Source organism: Microlunatus ginsengisoli (assembly GCF_039537205.1).
GTDB lineage: Bacteria > Actinomycetota > Actinomycetes > Propionibacteriales > Propionibacteriaceae > Microlunatus > Microlunatus ginsengisoli.
The window spans coordinates 154,293-171,825 of record NZ_BAABAB010000014.1 but is presented as its reverse complement, the minus strand read 5'-3'; the positions used below and the strand labels follow the sequence as shown (position 1 = coordinate 171,825).

10 protein-coding genes are annotated in these 17,533 nt (G+C 71.2%); 5 read left to right on the top strand and 5 right to left on the bottom strand.

The genetic code is table 11. From position 1 onward, the window contains the following. Positions 1-148: 148 nt before the first annotated feature. Both ABD747_RS10085 and ABD747_RS10080 read right to left on the bottom strand, forming a co-directional pair. A complete protein-coding gene (locus ABD747_RS10085) occupies positions 149-2,320 on the bottom strand; it encodes an alpha/beta hydrolase (RefSeq protein ID WP_344803994.1) in 2,172 nt (723 codons plus the stop codon). Continuing rightward, positions 2,317-3,402, bottom strand: a complete 1,086-nt coding sequence (locus ABD747_RS10080) for a class I SAM-dependent methyltransferase (protein ID WP_344803992.1) — start codon at positions 3,400-3,402, stop codon at positions 2,317-2,319. Before ABD747_RS10080 ends, ABD747_RS10085 begins: the two co-directional genes overlap by 4 nt. Positions 3,403-3,656: 254 nt before the next feature. On the opposite strand from ABD747_RS10080, the gene ABD747_RS10075 reads away from it, so the two are divergent. The 3 genes from ABD747_RS10075 (at position 3,657) to ABD747_RS10065 (ending at position 7,284) form a co-directional block, all read left to right on the top strand. Next, on the top strand, positions 3,657-4,031 hold the full coding sequence (locus ABD747_RS10075; RefSeq protein ID WP_344803990.1) for a cupin domain-containing protein: 375 nt from the start codon (positions 3,657-3,659) through the stop codon (positions 4,029-4,031). Then, complete coding sequence (locus tag ABD747_RS10070; RefSeq protein ID WP_344803988.1) at positions 4,028-4,492, top strand: MarR family winged helix-turn-helix transcriptional regulator; 465 nt, start codon at positions 4,028-4,030, stop codon at positions 4,490-4,492. The genes ABD747_RS10075 and ABD747_RS10070 overlap by 4 nt, the downstream gene beginning before the upstream one ends. 65 nt (positions 4,493-4,557) lie before the next feature. Next, positions 4,558-7,284 (top strand): helix-turn-helix transcriptional regulator, encoded by a 2,727-nt coding sequence (locus ABD747_RS10065; protein WP_344803986.1) that lies wholly within the window; start codon positions 4,558-4,560, stop codon positions 7,282-7,284. Between the two features lie 52 nt (positions 7,285-7,336). Here the strand turns inward: ABD747_RS10065 and ABD747_RS10060 are convergent, their stop codons facing one another. After that, complete coding sequence (locus tag ABD747_RS10060) at positions 7,337-8,374, bottom strand: glutathione S-transferase family protein (protein WP_344803984.1); 1,038 nt, start codon at positions 8,372-8,374, stop codon at positions 7,337-7,339. Positions 8,375-8,413: 39 nt separating this feature from the next. Further along, positions 8,414-10,123, bottom strand: coding sequence for a PQQ-binding-like beta-propeller repeat protein (locus ABD747_RS10055; RefSeq protein WP_344803982.1), 1,710 nt, complete (start codon positions 10,121-10,123; stop codon positions 8,414-8,416). Between the two features lie 218 nt (positions 10,124-10,341). Here ABD747_RS10055 and ABD747_RS10050 point away from each other — a divergent pair, with 218 nt between their 5' ends. Beyond that, on the top strand, positions 10,342-11,796 hold the full coding sequence (locus ABD747_RS10050; protein WP_344803980.1) for a GuaB1 family IMP dehydrogenase-related protein: 1,455 nt from the start codon (positions 10,342-10,344) through the stop codon (positions 11,794-11,796). A gap of 198 nt (positions 11,797-11,994) precedes the next feature. Here ABD747_RS10050 and ABD747_RS10045 read toward each other — a convergent pair whose 3' ends face one another. Further along, positions 11,995-12,378, bottom strand: a complete 384-nt coding sequence (locus ABD747_RS10045) for a hypothetical protein (RefSeq protein ID WP_344803978.1) — start codon at positions 12,376-12,378, stop codon at positions 11,995-11,997. A 10-nt stretch (positions 12,379-12,388) separates the two neighbouring features. Between ABD747_RS10045 and ABD747_RS10040 the strand changes: the two genes are divergently transcribed. Further along, positions 12,389-17,482: a DUF7927 domain-containing protein gene (locus ABD747_RS10040; protein WP_344803976.1), complete on the top strand. Its 5,094-nt coding sequence runs from the start codon at positions 12,389-12,391 to the stop codon at positions 17,480-17,482. Positions 17,483-17,533: the final 51 nt, after the last annotated feature.

Sequence of the window (17,533 nt, the reverse complement as noted above, 5' to 3'; positions counted from 1 at the left end):
CGGCGCTGCTGGTCGCTGGTCACCGTACCTCCGGATTGTTTCGCCCGCATTGCGAGCCTCGGCCGACTTCTGCCGAGTTGTCAGGTTCTCAGCGCGCTATAGCGCGCTGAGAACCTGACAACTCGGCTGGGGGGAGTTGCGGCGGCGCCTAGAGCAGGTCGACGAGGTACGCCGCGGCCCGGGCCGCGCCGTCGGTCTCCACCGGTCGGTACGCGACGGGTCGGTCCAGCCGATCGAGCATCGCGGCCACCAGGGCGTCCGGGTCGCACGCGAGGTCGTAGTCGATGCGGGTGCCGGCGTGGTAGCGGTCGAGCCGGGAGCGGACGTGGAAGTTCTGCTCGAAGTGGTGGCGCAGCGGGACGTACAGGAAGGGGCGGGCGGCCGCGGTCAGCTCCATGCAGGTGCTGAGGCCGCCCTGCACCACCGCCAGGTCGCAGGCCACGATGTGCTCGTCCAGGTCCGGCAGATAGCCCGTCACCGTCGCACCCGTCGGCGTCGGCAGCCCGGCCGGGTCGATCCGTGGCCCGGCGACGATGACGAACCGCAGCTCGGGGGCCCGGCGACGGGCCAGCGGCACCGCGGCGAGAACGCGGCGCAGCAGCGCGTCGCCGACGCCGGAGCCGCCGACCGAGACCAGGCAGACCCGCTCGTCGTCGGCGTACCCGTGCTTGGCGCGCAGCGCCGCCCGTTCATCCGGGCCGACCGGCCCGCGGTCGGTGATGTAGCCGGTGAAGTCGAAGTTCGCCCGGGTCCAGTCCCTGATCGCGGGCAGCCCCGGTCCGAAGGCGTCCGGCACGATGTCGGCCGGCTGGCCGACGAACAACGACCGGTCGCGAAGCCGGCGAAAGCGCGCCCGCTGCTCGATCATCTCGGCGTTGTAGTCCGCGGTCAGGGCGGCCTCGGCCGCGCCGCCGTCGGGCATCGGCAGCCAGCCGACGAAGTCGGTGAACCAGGCGTACGCGAACCGCTTCCGGTCGGGATTCTCGTGCAGGAAGTAGTCCACGTCCCACGCCTCGTCGCCGACCACAAGGTCGTACTCCCCGTCCGCGACGACGTCGTCGAAGACCATGAAGTTGTTGATCAGGATCTCGTCCATCCGCCGCAGGGCACCGAAGGCGTGCAGGTCGTGGTCGAGGGACTCCGCCTCGATGTGCGCCGACTCGTTGGCCAACCAGCGCGACGCCGGGTGCACCGCCTCGCCGCGATCGGCCAGCACCCGGGTCACCGGATGCTGCGCCAGCCAGTCCACCGCGACGTCCGGCCGCAGCCGGCGCAGCTCGTCCGCGACGGCCAGGTCACGCCGGGCGTGACCGAGACCGATCGGTGAGCTCAGGTAGAGCACCCGCGTGGGCCGGCCCAGCGCCCGGCGCCAGGAGCGCTCGACGGTCGGCGGCCAGATCCGCTCGGTGAACCGGCGCAGCTCGGTGTTGACCAGCACCGGGTGGCGGGCCTGCGGGCCGTGGCCGACCCCGTCCAGCCGCAGCAGCTCCCCGCCGGTCAGCTCGGCCAGCCGGGCACCCACCTCGAACGGGACGATCCGGTCGTCGGTGCCGTGGATGACCAGAACCGGGCAGCGCACCCGCGCACAGAGCGGCTCGATCGGGGTCCGGACGGCACCCCGGGCGCCCACCCGGCCGTCCCGGCTGGCCGCCGTGGCCTCCCAGCCGGTGTCGAGTGCCCAGCCGATCCCGTCCTCGATCTGCTTCGTCGAGTGCGGCTCGCAGAAAAGCTGACCGAAGAAGTACGGCACGAACTCGGTGAAACCGCCGCGCTGCCAGAAGGCACGGCTGTAGGTCTGCCAACCGGTCGGGTGCTCCGGATCCTCCTCCCACCAGCTGCGGCTGCGCTCCGGGTGAGCGCTGTCGTCGAACAGGCACGACGGCGCGATCGCGACCAGTCCGGCCACCCGCTCCGGCCAACCGGCGGCCAGATGCACAGCCCAGCTGCCGCCGCTGGAGAAGCCAACGACGACGGCCCGTCGCACGCCGGCGGCGTCGAGCACGGCGACCGCGTCGGCCGCGAACTGCTCGTCGACATAGTCGGCCGGGTCCCGCGGCACGTCGGAGAGCCCGCAGCCGCGGCCGTCGAAGGTGATCACCCGAACGTGTCTGGCCAGATAGCCGACCTGGGCCTTCCATACCCGGGAGTCCACGATCGACCAGGTCGGCAGCAACAGGATCGTGGCCGGGCCGGAACCGTAGGACGACCAGGCCAGCTTGACCCCGTCGCGAACCGCCCAGCCCTCGGCGTCGGGGAGCCGGGCGCGACCGCTGCGGCGGTCCCGTGCTGGGACCGCCGCAGCCGACTCCGACAACGTCACTTGCGCACCTCGAAGACATTGTTGAACGGAGTGCTGGCGACCGTCGAGAACCGGGAGAAACCGGCCGCGAGCGTCACGTCCCGGATCCGGGCCGGGCCGGCCTGGGTGCCCAGGGCCAGACCCGGGCTCTGGGAGAGCGAGGCCGGCGTGCAGAGCAGGGTCGAGAAGCCGTAGTAGACCCGGCCGACCGGGTTGAGGTTGTCCTCGACCCGGTCGCCGGCGATCGGCTCGACGATCATCCAGGTGCCGTCGTCGGCCAGCGCGTCGAAGACCCGGCGAGCCGCGCCGACCGGGTCGCCCATGTCGTGCAGGGCGTCGAACGTGGTCACCAGGTCGAAGTCCTGCCCGGTGAAGGCGGTCGCGGTGGCGACCTCGAACCGGGTCCGGTCTCCGACACCGGCCTCGGCCGCCCGCCTGCGGGCCGTCTCGATCGACGCCTCGTGGTAGTCCGAGCCGACGACCCGGGCACCCGGGAACGCCTGGGCGATCAGCACGCTCGACGCTCCGTAACCACAGCCGATGTCGGCCACCGAGCCACCGTCGTGCAACTTCTCCACCACGCCGTCCAGGGCCGGCAACCAGTTCGGTACGAGGTTGGCCAGGTAGCCCGGTCGGAAGAACCGTTCGCACCCGTCGTGGACCTCGGTGCTGTGCTCGTGCCAGCCGAGCCCGTCGCCGCTTCGGGCGAGCTCGATGATGCGGGGCGCGTCGATCACCGACCCGAAGGCGGTCTGGAACAGTCCGGGCAAGAAGGCCGGACTCGACTCGTCGGTCAGCGCGATCGCATGCTCGGCACACAGCGCGTACGTCCCACTCGCCGGGTCGTAGTCCACGTAGCCGCCCGCCGCCTGCGCGTTCAGCCACTCGCGGGCGTACTTGTCCCCGGTCGAGCTGATCTCGGCGAGCCGGGTTGCGGTCAGCGGTCCGTGCTCGGCCAACGCGCGGTAGTAGCCGAGCCTGTCGCCCATCACCACCAGCGCGGAGTTGAGCGTCGCGCCGACCTCGTCCACGGCGCGGAACACGAACCCCATCAGCTTGTCGGGGTCGATCGTGACGGGCGGGGTCTGCTCGTCGATGGTCATCTGAGATGTCCTCCCTGTCCTGCGGCAGTGCAGCCGAGTGCTGCTGGATGGTGTGCGCCGCGCCTGCAACACTCGGTCCCGGCGACGCCGGGTCGCATCAGGTGGGGCACCTGGTTCCCGGTGCCCGGGCACCCTGGTCAGGCTCGCCGGCACCCGGCCGACCGGCGCCGGGAACCCGCATTGGTCAATCTGATTGACTATCGCGCGATCGCGCACTATGGTCAATCCAGTTGACTAATTCCCGAGGAGACCCCATGAGCGTGATCACTGCACCGACCGAGCCGACCCACGACCTGGGTGACACCCGCTTCACGTCGCTGGCCACCCCGAGCCTCGGCAGCACGGACACCGCGGTCTGGATCGCCGAGCTCGATCCGGGGGTCGAGGCCGTCCCGCACTCGCTGACCCGGGAGGAGATCTTCGTGGTGCTCGCGGGGCGCGCCGGCGTCCGCCTCGACGGCACCGAGCTGATCGCCGGGCGCGCCGACGCGATCGTCGTCCCGCCGGGCGTCGAGCTCGTGCTCCGCAACCTCTCCGAGGACCCGCTGAAGCTGTTGTGCTGCATGCCGGTCGGCGGTGAGGCCCTGATGGCCGACGGATCGCGGCTGAGCCCGCCCTGGTCGCGGTGAGCGACGCCGACGGACGGCCGCCGCTGGCGCGGCTGTTCGCCATCGCGTACCGGCAACTCGTCGACGACCTGCACCGCCGGCTGCGGCAGCGCGGTTGGCACGACGTCCGTCCCGCGTACGGCTTCGTGCTGCTCGCCGCCCGCGACGCGCCGGTGACCGTGACCGGTCTGGTCGAGCTGCTCGGGATGACCAAACAGGCCGCCTCCAAGCTCGCGGATGCCATGGTGTCGGGCGGCTACCTGCAACGTGGCGGGGCCGGCGAGGACGCGCGGGTACGTCCGTTCGAGCTCAGCGATCACGGCCGGCGACTGCTGCACGACGTCGAGCAGATCTATGCCGAGCTCGACGCGCTCTGGGCGGCCCGGATCGGGGCTGATCGCCTCGAGCAGCTGCGGGCCGATCTGCGCGCTGCGGTCGCGGGGCCGGACGGCGCGCTCCCCGCGGTCCGGCCGTTGTGGTGAGTCGGGCGACGCGGCTCTCGGGGTAGATTGTCGCCGCACGCGCCGGTCGCGGAGGAGCCACGGGGATGCTGGTCGGTCGGGACGCCGAGCGTCGCCGGATCGACGCCCTGCTCGCCGAGGCCAGGCTCGGCCAGGGTGGCGCGCTGGTGATCAGCGGCGAGGCGGGGATCGGCAAGACGACACTGCTGGAGGACGCCCGAGCCCGGGCCACCGGCATCCGCGTCCACACCGTGACCGGAACGGTGACCGAGCGTGACCTCCCGTTCGCCGGGCTGGCCCAGCTGCTCCGGATCCAGACGTCCGACCTCGATCGGCTTCCGGCCCCGCAGGCGGAGGCGCTCGGGGTCGCCCTCGCGCTCCGGCAGGGCGGCGGTGTCGATCGCTTCGCCGTCGGTGCCGGGTTGCTCAGCCTGCTGGCACAGCAGAGCGAGGAGACACCCCTCTGCCTGCTCGTCGACGACGCGCACCAGCTCGACCTGCCGTCTCAGGATGCGCTGCTGTTCGTGGCGCGGCGGCTGCTCGCCGACAGCATCTGCCTGCTGATCGCCTACCGGTCGGGCGAACCGTGCCGGCTCGCGGATCCCGGCCTGCCGACGATGACGCTGTCCGGCATCGACGAGAGCGCCACGCGAGAACTCGTCCGGGCGGAGGGTGGCGGCCGGGCCGGGCGGATCGTGGACCAGGTCATCGCGCTGGCGCTGGGCAACCCGCTCGCGATCCGGGAACTGGTCGCCGATCCCGACGCCCTGGTCGACCAGCCGATCGGCTTCCCCAGGACGCTTCCGACCACGTTGACCGATGCCTACGCGCGCCGGGCCGCCGAGCTCAGCCCGGACGGCCTGCTCTCCGCGCGGTGCGCTGCCGTCGCCGGTGAGGATCTCGCCGTGATCGCCCAGATGTGCCACGGGCTCGGCGTCTCGGTGTCCACCCTCGACGAGGCCGAGACCGCGGGCCTGCTCCGGACCGACGGCGGTCACGTCCGGTTCCGGCACCCGCTGATCCGGTCGGCCCTGTATGCCGACGCCCCGGGCACGCTTCGGCGGCAGCTGCACGCCGCGGCCGCACGCGCCATCGGCGACGGCGACCCGGACCGCAGCGCCTGGCACGCCAGCGAGGCGACGCTCGGCCCGGATCGGGCGGTCGCCGAGCAGATGGACGAGGTCGCGATCCGGGCAGCGCGGCGCAGCGCGTACGCCACCGCCGCGCATGCCGCCGAGCGGGCCGCAGAGCTGTCCGCAGCCGGTGCCGAGCGAGGTCGACGGATGGTGCTGGCGGGCACCTGGGCCTGGCGTGCCGGGGACGTCGAGCGAGCGTCCCGGCTGTTGCGGGATGCCCTTGCCCAGCAGCCGGCGGCCGACGTCCACGCTCGCGCGCTGCGCGCGCTCGGCGTCATCGCGGCCCGCAGCGGCGCCATCGACCACGCCCGGGACACTCTGGTCCGGGCCGCGGAGGTCGCACCGGATGCGACCGACGCCCTGGTCGATCTGGCGGAGGCGGTCGACGCCTGCTTCTATCTGGGTGACTCGGTGACGGCCGTCGCCCTGGCCGAGCGGATCGAGCGGATCCTGACCGGCACCGACGTCGATCCGGACGCCCGCGCGCAGGGTTCGATCGCGGCCGGCTGCGCCCGTGTGCTGGTGGGACAGGACGGCACCGGGCTGATCCGCGACGGGCTGCGGCGGATCACGGTCGACGACCCCGACCATGACCCGGCGCTCGCGACGTGGGCGGTGCTGGGGGTGCTCTTCGTCCGCGACACCCGGACCGGACGCGAGCTGATCCAGCGGATCGTCGACGGCCGGCGAGCCAGGTCGGCGGTGGGCGAACTGCCGCACCTGCTGTTCCACGTCGCCCGGGACGAGGCCACCCGCGATCAATGGGATCGGGCCGAGGCCGACTACGGCGAGGCGATCGCGCTGGCCCGCGAGCTCGGCCAGAGCACCGAGCTCGCGGCGTCGCTCGCCGGCCTGGCCTGGCTCGAGGCACGCCGCGGACGGGCCGCCGAGACGACCGCCTACGCGGAGGAGTCGCTCGCGCTGTGCGCGGAGCACCGGATCCGTGCGATGGAGGTCTGGGCTCGGCTGGCACTGGCCGACCTGGCCCACGCGCGGGGCGAGATCGAGACGGCGCTGGATCGCTATCTGCGGCTCGCGGCGCTGCTGGACCGGTGGGAGATCGGAGACCCCGATCTGTCGCCGGCTCCCGAGATCGTCGAGTGCCGGCTCCGGCTCGGTCGAGCCGGTCCGGCGGTGGAGCAGACGGCGGCGGCCTATGCCTCGGCGGCCGCGGCCAAGGGACAACCGTGGGCGCTCGCCCGAGCGGCCAGGACGACCGCTCTGCTGGCCGGCGACGACGAGATCGATGCCGCCTTCACGCGGGCGTTGGGCTTTCACTCCTCGACCCTGGACCAGTTCGAGCGGGCCCGGACTCACCTCGCCTACGGCGGCCGGCTCCGCCGGTCACGGCGCCGGATCGACGCCCGGGCCCAGCTCGAGCCGGCGCTGGAGAGCTTCATTCGGCTCGGGGCGCGACCCTGGGCCGATCTCGCGGCAGACGAGCTGGCAGCCACCGGGGCGACCGTGACCCGTCCGGACGACAGCCCGACGTCCCGGCTCACGCCGCGCGAACTACAGATCGCGATGCTGCTGACCGAGGGGCGGACCACCAAGGAGACGGCCGGCGCGCTGTTCCTGAGCCCGAAGACGGTCGAGTACCACCTGCGCAACATCTACACCAAGCTCGACATCTCCTCCCGGGTCGAGCTCGCCGCGCTCATCTCGTCCGCTCCGTGAGCGCCGTCTTTGCCGAGCCGCCGGCAACTCCGACGGGTCGGGACGGCGGGGATCACCAGGCCGGCGGCAGCGGCGCCCAGTGCTCGGCCGGCACGATCTCCGCCGGACGTGGCGCGCCGGGCGGGGTGCCGTCGCCGAACGGACGGCCCCCCAGCTGCTCGCGGTAGTGCGGGCTCAGCCAGTTGGCCAGGTCCGGGCCGGCCGGCACGATCCGGGTCGGGTTCACGCCGGTGTGCACGACGTAGTAGTGCCGCTTGATCTGGGCGAAGTCGACGGTGTCGCCGAACCCGGGGGTCTGGAACAAGTCCCGCGCGTACGCCCACAGCACCGGCAGCTCCGACAGCTTCTGCCGGTTGCACTTGAAGTGGCCGTGGTAGACCGGGTCGAACCGGGCGAGTGTGGTGAACAGCCGGACGTCGGCCTCGGTGATCGCCTCGCCCATCAGATAGCGCTGGTCGGCCAGCCGGTTCTCCAGCCAGTCCAACCGCTCCCACAGCCGGGCGTAAGCATGGTCGTACGACCGCTGGGACCCGGCGAAGCCGCAGCGGTAGACGCCGTTGTTGACGTCGCGGTAGACGGCGACCATCAGTTCGTCCATCTCCCCGCGCAACCGCTCCGGATACAGCTCGGGCGCGCCGTGACGGTGGAACTCGGCCCACTCGGTGGAGAAGTCGAGGGTCAGCTGGGCGTAGTCGTTGGTGGCGACCGCCCTGCTCGGGACGTCAACCAGCGCCGGAACGGTGATCCCTCTCGGATAGTCCGGGAACCGGGCAAAGTACGCCTGCTGCAGCCGCTCGTAACCGAGCACCGGATCGACCCCACCCGGGTCCAGATCGAACGTCCAGCTGCGCTCGTCGTGGGTCGGTCCGCACAACCCCATCGAGATCGCGTCCTCCAGCCCGAGCAACCGGCGGACGATGATGGCCCGGTTGGCCCACGGGCAGGCTCGGGCGGCGATCAGCCGGTAGCGGCCGGCCTCGACCGGATAGCCGTCCCGGCCGTCGCGGGTGACCCGGCTCGTGATGTAGCGGGTGTCCCGGACGAACTCGCGGTCGTCGGTCTCGGCTGTGCTGGTGTCGGTGTCGCTCACCGAAGAAACCTACCCAGCCGGCGCGATCCTCCCCCGCGCTCAGGGGGTGCCGGTGGTCGGCTCGGTCGCGCTCGGCGTCGAGTCGCTGGGGCCCGGCGACGGCTGGCTGACCGGCAACGTCACCTTGGCCGCCGCGGACGTCACCGCGTTCCCGCTCGGATCGAGTGCGGTGACCGTGTAGCTCACCGACCGGTCGGAGCCGCTCAGTCCGGCGGCGGGATCGGTGTCGACGGTGCTCAGCGTCGGCCGATTCCAGTAGGTCGAGTCCGCCGACTGGGTCGCGATCACCACGCCGTTGCGTCGGAGCTGGTAGGACAGCCGGAGGTCGTCGCGATCCCAGTTTGCCTTCCAGCTCAGCGCAACCGACCCGTCGGACTGGAGCGTCGCGGTCGGCAGCGTGGCCAGACTGGTCACCTGCGGACCGACCTTGTTCGGCGCCTTGCTCGGCACCGCGAACCGGACCAGACCCTGCTGCGCGACCCCGTTCACCGTCGGGAACTCCCCGCCGAGCGAGATGTAGGTGCCGTTGCCGACCACGCTCCAGGCTGCCTGCTTCTGGCCCGTGTAGGACCCGTCGGCGAGGTTCGGGAACCAGGTGTACAGCGCCGGCGCCGGCTGGCCGACGAAGTTCCCGTACGACTGCGAGCCGGCCCTGGCCTGAGCGTTCGGCGCGACCACACCGGCCGCGGACTTGCTGACGGCGAGGGCGCGGTTCCAGATCGTGCGGGGATTGGTGTCGGGAAAGCCGCCGATGTTGGCGCAGTAGTGCGCATGACCGACCGAGTAGACGTAGTCGCCGATCGGGGCGACGTCGTAGGTGTCCCCGTGGCAGTCCTGGATCCAGCGGACCGATCCGTCGCCGGCAGAAGCGGCGAAGACACCCTCGAAGTTGCCGGAGCCGTAGGCGTAGCCAGTGCCGTAGACGGTGGTCCCGTCGGTTTTCAGGCTCCAGATCGCGGACTTGGCGCCGGAGTTCTTCACCACCTTGTTGATCTTCCAGGTGTGCGTCCCGCCGGTCTTGGCGTCGAGCGAGCCCATCCCCGTCGCCGCGGTCTTGTTCAGCTTGGTGAAGCGACCGCCGGCGATCACCCGCTTGCCGTCAGCGGTGGCGACCAGGGCGAGCACGGTGTCGTTCGCGGTCGGCCGCCAGCCGGTCACCTTGCCGGTGCTCGCGTTCACGGCGGCCAGCCGGGCACGCTTCGCCGAGCCGACCTTGCTGAACATCCCGCCGACGTAGACCGTGCTTCCCTTCACCGCGAGCGCGTTGACCTGGCGGTCGAACTTCGGCGCCTGCTTGCGCAGCGAGCCGGTCTTGGCGTCGACCGCGGCGAAGCGGCCGCGGGCGGACGAGCCGACCTTGGTGAACGCGCCACCGACGTACAGCGTCTTCTTGTCGGCGGACACCGCCAGCGTCTTGACGGCCTTGTCGAATGCCCCGGGGCGGAAGGTCGTGACGAGCTTCCCGGTGGTGATGTCGTAGGCGAGCAGGTTCTTCCGGGCGACCTCGTTCTTGCCCTTGGCAGACCCGGCCGGCCGCGCGGAGGTGAACTCGCCCCCGGCGTAGACGATGTTGCCGATCATCACCTGGGTCCAGACGACGCCGTTGATCTGCACGGTGGGCAGCGCGTCGGCCGTGACTCCGGTGGTCGCCCGCGCCCGCAGGGTCGGCACGGCGGCGCTCGCGGTGGTGGGACTGACCAACGCCGCGACCAGGAGCAGGCAACCCACCGCGGCGACGATCCGACGCATGACGACGACGGGCGCGCCGGACGACAAAGGCGACGACGCCTGCGAACGCAACTGCACGATGTGACTTCCCCCCGAAAGTCGGCATCGCCGCGGCCCCACCCGGCAACGACGCCAGAAATCCCCAAATCCCCAGCTTCATTGTACGGCCCGAGGCCGTCCGCCGTGGTCCGTTCGAGCACTCCGTCGCACCGGAGGAGATCGGCGTCACAATGAGAACCATGCGCTTCCTGACCGGCTCTCCGAACTACGACCTGACCTACTCCGACGTGTTCATGGTCCCGCGCCGATCGGCCGTCTCCTCCCGCCTCGATGTCGACCTGACCAGTGCGGACGGCGTCGGCACCACGTTGCCGCTGGTGGTCGCCAACATGACGGCGATCTCCGGCCGGCGGATGGCCGAGACGGTCGCGCGCCGCGGCGGGGTGGCGATCATCCCGCAGGACATCCCCACCGACGTGGTCGCCAACTCGGTCCGCAAGGTCAAGGCCTCGCACCCCGTGTTCGACACCCCGGTCTCGGTCTCGCCGCACACCACGGTCGGGGAGGCGATGTCGCTGCTGCCGAAGCGCGCGCACGGCCTCGTCGTCGTGGTCGACGACGGACGCCCGGTCGGCACGGTCAGCGAGGCCGAGGCGAGCGGCGTCGACCGGTTCGCACAGGTGCACGAAGTGATGTCCGCCGACCTGCTGACGGTCTCGCCCGACGGCTCGCCGCGGGAGATCTTCGACCAGCTGGCGGCCCACCACCTCGACGTGGCGCTGGTGGTCGCCGACGACCGCCTGATCGGCGTGATGACGCCGAAGCACGCGCTGCGCTCGACCCTGTATCGACCCGCGCTCGATCCGGACGGGAGGCTCATCGTCGGCGCCGCCGTCGGGGTCAACGGCGACGTGGCCGGGCGGGCGGAGCAGCTGCTGCGGGGCGGCATCGACGTCCTCGTGGTGGACACCGCACACGGCCACCAGGAGAAGATGGTGATCGCGCTGAAGGCGGTCCGTGAGGTCCGCGACCACTGGGCCGACACGTCCGGCCGGCGGGTGCCCCTGGTCGCCGGCAACGTGGTGTCGGCCGACGGCGTCACGGATCTGATCGAGGCCGGCGCCGACGTGGCCAAGGTCGGGGTCGGTCCGGGCGCGATGTGCACGACCCGGATGATGACCGGGGTCGGGCGGCCTCAGTTCAGCGCGGTGCTGGAGTGCGCGGCCGCAGCCCAGGAACTGGGCAAGACGATCTGGGCCGACGGCGGGGTGCGCTACCCCCGCGATGTCGCGCTGGCGTTGGCGGCGGGGGCGGGCTCGGTGATGATCGGCTCGTGGTTCGCCGGAACGTACGAGAGCACGGGCAACCTGCTCACCGACGCGCAGGGCCGGATGTACAAGGAGTCGTACGGAATGGCCTCGGCGCGGGCGGTGAAGATGCGGACCAAGGACTCCAGCGGCTACGACCGGGCCAGGGCGGCCCTGTTCGAGGAGGGCATCTCCTCCTCCCGGATGTATCTGGATCCGGAGCGGCCGAGCGTGGAGGACTTGATCGACGCGATCGTGGCCGGCGTGCGGAGCAGCTTCACCTACGCGGGGGCGACGAGCCTGGCGGAGTTCCACGAGCTGGCGCTGGTCGGCGTGCAGTCGGGGTCGGGGTATGAGGAGGGGCGCCCGCTGCACGCGAGCTGGTGAGCCCATCCGTCACAGCGGTCACAGAATTCTCACAAAGTCGCTCGGCGTGTCTATCGCCGCCCTGAGGCCCTGCGTTAGGTTGCTGACGTAAACTTGGCGGCCCTCCGGTTGGTGGGGCCCTGAGGAAGGGCTCCCCCCCATGCCGCTGAAGGGTCGTCGCCGTCGCTCTCGCAGACGCCTGCTTCTCCTCCTCGTCGCCTATCTGATCGCCGTCGTGGGATTCGGCGCACCGACCGTGGCGTACGCCGAGCCCACGCCGAGTGCATCCGACACCGCCGCGCCGGACGCCACGAAGGCGGCCGCGCCGTCGGCCGAGAAGGCGGATCCATCAGCCAGCCCGACGGCCGCGCCGTCGGCGGACCCGACGAAGAGCGCAGAGTCCAGCGCGACGCCGTCGGAGGAGCCCACCAGCGCGAGCCCGGCCCCGAAGGACGAGGCGTCCGCCGAGCCGTCGGACTCGGAGAGCACGTCGCCGTCGGCAACGCCGGACAAGGCGGCCACGAAGACGCCGGCGCAGGACGAGGAGCCGGGACGCGTCGCTCCTCGGGTCGTGCCCGGGGCGCAGGGCGACGTTGCGGTCATCACGGTCAAGGTGGCGGGCAACCGAACCTCACTCAACGCTATCGGCGGGCTGGCCGGTGTTCAGCTCGGCTTCTATGACACTCAGACCGGGACGACACCGGCGTTCACCTGCACCTCCGACGCAGACGGCGACTGCTCGATCTCGGTGCCGAACACCGGCGGGACCAGTCAAAATCCCCAGGCAAACCGCGACCGGCGGTTCTGGGTGCGCCAGATCTCCACGGCCTCCGGGTACTACCAGAACTCCCAGCTCGGCACCGGCGAGACCGTCGCGGCGAACCCGTATCGGTTCCAGACCGGAACCGAGTTGCGCGCCGGCCAGACCTACTTCTCCACCGACGACTTCATGATCGGCACCGGCAACAGCAACAACAACGCCTCGAGCGGCCTCTGGCAGAACTCCCTCGACAACCCCGAGTTCCCGGCGAAGTGCGGGATCAACGTGGCCCTCGTGCTGGACCTGTCTGGTTCGGTCGGCAGCGATCTCGGCAACCTGAAAACCGCCGCACGAACGTTCGTGAACAGCCTGCAGGGCACACCATCGGCCGTCGGCGTGTTCACGTTCGCCAGCGCCGCCCCGGCGAACGGCTCCGCGAACACGACGCTCGCCCTGACCCCGGTCTCCACCGCAGCCGGCGCGACGACGGTGAACACCAAGATCAACGGGCTCACCCTCGGCACCGGTCAGGGCGCCGGCACCAACTGGGATCGGGGGATCTACCAGGTGGCCCAGTCGTCGTCCGACTTCGACGTCGCGGTCGTCATCACCGACGGCAACCCGACGTTCTACGGCGCGACCAACGACAACGGCAGCGCCCAGGGGCCGGGTAGCCGGACCCGCTTCCGCGAGGTGGAGAACGGCATCTACTCCGCCAACGCGGTCAAGGCCGAGAACACCAAGGTGATCGCCTTCGGGGTGGGCAGCGGCATCAACAACGCCGGCAGCGGTCTCAACCTGCGCGCGATCTCCGGCGAGACCCTCAACGACGACTACTACCAGACGTCGGACTACCAGGCGGCCGGCGACCAGCTGAAGGCCCTGGCGCTCGGCAACTGCACCGGCTCCATCACGGTCGTCAAGGAGGTCGTCCCGTCGGACACCCCGGCCAACTCGACGGCCGGCGCCACGCCGCAGGGTGGCTGGACCTTCACCGGCACCACCAGCGCCGCCGGCGTCGGTTTCGACGACCCGAATGTCCGCCAGACGGCCAGCGGCACCGGTGCCGCGAACTTCCCGCTGACGTTCAGCGGCGGCGCCACCACCGGGGATGTCACCCTGACCGAGACCCAGCAGGCCGGCTATACCCTGCACCCGATCGACGGCAACAACGCCACCTGCACCCGTGTCGACACCGGCGCCACCGTTCCTTCCAGCAACAGCAACGACACCGGCTTCACCGTCCAGGCGGACTCAGGGTTCCCGATCAGCTGCACGGTCTACAACCAGGCACCGCAGCCGCTCGCCTCCGTCGTCCTGCACAAGCGGTGGTCGATCAACGGCCTGCCGTCGGTGCCGGACGGGTCGCAGCCCGATGCCCTGGTCGCCACCGCGACCCTGGATGGCGACAACGCGCCGTGGGAGCAGGAACAGACCGGCTACCGGTCCGGCCAGTCGATCTCGGTCGGCGAGGCGACCGACATCAGCGGTCTGCCACTGTGCACGCTGACGAGCGCCCTGTTGACCGACGCGAACGGAACCACTGTCAGCCTCGGACTCCCCAGCTCGCAGACCCTGCAGGGCGGGGTGAACAACTACACGATCACCAACGCGGTCAGCTGCGACACCAGACTCAAGCTGACCAAGACTGTCGACGGCGGCGTGAACCCGCCGCCGGCGTCGGATTGGACCCTGTTCGCGACCACGCGAACCGGAGCCGCAGGTCCCAGCGGAACGACCGGAGTGAACGGCAGCGTCACCCCGCTCGCGACGTACACCCTGAGCGAGAACAACCCCCACCCCGAGTATCTCCAGTTCGTCGACCCGAACGCCGAGCTGGCCCAGGGCTCCTCCGGATCGTGGAACTGTCAGCAGGTCGAGGAGGACGGCGAAACGGTCATTCCCGGCTTCCAGGACGGCCTGAACGGCAACGTCAACGTCCCGTTCGGGACGTACGTCCGCTGCAACGCGGTGAACCAGACCGCGGTCCTCGGCATGATCAAGGAGGTCGACAACAACTTCGGCGGCACCGCGGAACCGTCGGACTGGACGCTGCACGCCACGCCGACCGGCGACATCCCGGCGGGCCTCCAACCGGTGACCCAGACCGGCACCGACGCAGCCAACGTGGTGTACGTGAACGTCAGGCCGAGGACCACCTACCTGCTGACCGAGACGCCCGTGGTCGTCCCCGGCTACCGGCTGGTGAGCACCCAGTGCTCGTACGAGGGACGGCAGCGCTCTCCCATCACCGATGTCTTCCTCCAGCCCGGCTTCACCGCGACCTGTTGGTTCACCAACCAGGACCAGCCGTCGCACCTGAGCTTGGTCAAGCACGTCGAGAACGACGACACCGGCGGCACGCTCGGGTCGAGCGACTTCATCCTGAGCGCCATCGGGCCCAGCACCGTGATCGGTCCGGGCAACAGCGGCGCGGTCACCGACCAGCAGGTGCTGCCGGGCGACTACGACCTGAGCGAGGTGGGCGTCGCCGGTTACACCGCCAGCGACTGGACCTGCACGGGCGGCACCCTGACCGGCAGCAGCGTCAACGTGCCGCTCGGGGGCGACGTCACCTGCGAGATCACCAATACCGCGCAGCAGGCGCACCTGACCCTGGTCAAGACGGTCACCAACGACAACGGCGGCACCGCTGAGGCCACCGACTGGACGTTGAGCGCGACGGGTGGTCCGACGGGCAGCATCAGCGGGCCGACCGGTGACACGGCGGTGACCGACGTGCCGGTGGCTCCCGGCGCGTACGACCTGGCCGAGTCCGGAGGCCCGGCGGGGTATGCCGCGGGCGAATGGTCATGTGTGGGCGGAGAGCAGGACGGTGCCTCGGTGCAGGTGCGCCTCGGCGATGACGTCACCTGCACGATCAACAACGACGACACGGCCGCGCTGCTGACGCTGGTGAAGGTGGTCGACAACGGCGACACCGGAGCGACGTACGAGCCGGCGGACTGGACGCTGACGGCGACCGGAGCGACGACGGTCACCGGACCGGGCAACTCGCCCGCGGTCACCGGCCAGCCGGTCGGCGCGGGGACGTACGCGCTGGCGGAGTCCGGTGGCCCGGACGGCTACACCGCGAGCGACTGGTCCTGCACCGGCGGCGAGCTGACCGGCACCAGCGTGGTCGTGCCGAACGGCGGTGACGTCACGTGCACGATCACCAACACTGCTCAGCCGGCGACCCTGACCCTGGTCAAGGTGGTCGACAACGGCGACACCGGGGCGGCCGCGGCGCCGGCCGACTGGACGCTCAGCGCCGCCGGACCGGACACCGTCACCGGCGACGGCAACTCGCCCGAGGTCACCGACCAGACCGTGCAGGTGGGCGACTACGACCTGTCCGAGGCCGGCGGGCCAGACGGGTACACCGCGAGCGACTGGGTCTGCACCGGCGCGGACGTCTCCGCGGCCACCAGTGTCACCGTCGCGCCCGGGGACGACGTCACCTGCACGATCACCAACACCGCGATCGCCCCGACCCTGACCCTGATCAAGGTCGTCGACAACGGCGACACCGGCGCGACCACCGAGGCGACCGCCTGGACGCTGACCGCCGTCAACGGCGCGTCGACGATCAGCGGCGTCACCGGCAACGGCGACGTCACCGGCGCCGCGGCGATCGTGGGGACGTACGACCTGTCCGAGTCCGGACCGCCCGGGTACGACGCCTCCGACTGGGTCTGCACCGGCGGCCAGTCCAGCAGCGCGACGTCGGTCACGCTCGGCTTGGACGACGACGCCACCTGCACGATCACGAACACGGCAGGTCAACCACGCCTGACGCTGATCAAGACGGTCACCAACGACGACGGCGGCACGGCCGAACCGACCGACTGGACGTTGTCGGCCACCGGTCCGACGCCCGACGTGGTCGGCCGGGTTGGCGACGACAGCGTCACCAACGTCCCCGTCGAGGCCGGCACCTACCTGCTGGGCGAGGGAGAGGGCCCGGCCGGCTACACCCCCGGTGACTGGAGCTGCACGGGTGGCAGCCTGGACGGGTCCGTGGTGTCGATCGCGCTGGGCGACGACGTGACCTGCACGATCAACAACGACGACCAGCCGGCCAAGCTGACGCTGAGAAAGGTCGTCGACAACGGTGACACGGGGGCCACGCACGGGGCCACCGACTGGACGCTCACGGCGAGCGGACCGACGCCGGGGATCTCGGGGTCGATGGGCGACCCCGCGGTGACCGGCGCGACGGTGGACGCCGGCGACTACACGCTGTCGGAGTCCGGGCCGAGCGGCTACACGGCCGGCGCGTGGTCCTGCGGCGAAGGTGCCCAGGTGACCGACGGGGTGGTCACCGTTCCGCTCGGCGGCGACGTCACCTGCGCGATCCTCAATACGGCCCAGCCCGGCGTCTGGCGGCTGGCCAAGACCAGCGATCCGGCCACCGGCTCCACCGTGGATCCGGGCGACGAGATCACCTACACCGTCACCGCGACCAAGGTCAGCGGCGTCGACCCGACCGATCTGACGGTCACCGACGACCTGAGCGACGTGGTGAACCATGCCGTGCTGGTCTCGGGGCCGACCGCCAGCACCGGAACCGCGGTGGTCTCGGGCACGACCATGACCTGGTCGATCCCCACGCTGTCGGACGAGGCGACGTTGACCTACACGGTGCGGGTGAACGACGACGCGTACGGCGTCGAGCTCGCCAACGTGGTCACCGGCAGCGGGTCCGAGACGTGCGCGGAGCCGGGCGACGGCGGCCGGGCGGCGGCCGTGCAGGGCCGCGCCGCCGGCGTCGCCGCGGACGACGAGGAGTGCGAGACCCATCACGACACCCCGCCACCGCCGAACGAGCCGAACCTGCCGAACACCGGCGGCCCGGGGCTGGCCGTGGTCGGGATCGGTTCGGCCCTCGTGATCGGCGGCGGCGGCCTGATGCTGTGGACCCGACGTCGCAGGACCGACTGAGCTCGTCCGAGCAGTCCGGGGTCGGCGACCAGCACGCCGTGATGCGGTCGT

Coding starts and splice junctions, on each gene's coding strand:
- ABD747_RS10080 (WP_344803992.1), bottom strand. CDS start 3,402: ATGACCATCGACGAGCAGACCCCGCCCGTCACGATCGACCCCGACAAG.
- ABD747_RS10075 (WP_344803990.1), top strand. CDS start 3,657: ATGAGCGTGATCACTGCACCGACCGAGCCGACCCACGACCTGGGTGAC.
- ABD747_RS10065 (WP_344803986.1), top strand. CDS start 4,558: ATGCTGGTCGGTCGGGACGCCGAGCGTCGCCGGATCGACGCCCTGCTC.
- ABD747_RS10055 (WP_344803982.1), bottom strand. CDS start 10,123: ATGCGTCGGATCGTCGCCGCGGTGGGTTGCCTGCTCCTGGTCGCGGCG.
- ABD747_RS10050 (WP_344803980.1), top strand. CDS start 10,342: ATGCGCTTCCTGACCGGCTCTCCGAACTACGACCTGACCTACTCCGAC.
- ABD747_RS10045 (WP_344803978.1), bottom strand. CDS start 12,378: ATGACCGCAACGTCGCCCTGCGCCCCGGGCACGACCCGAGGAGCGACG.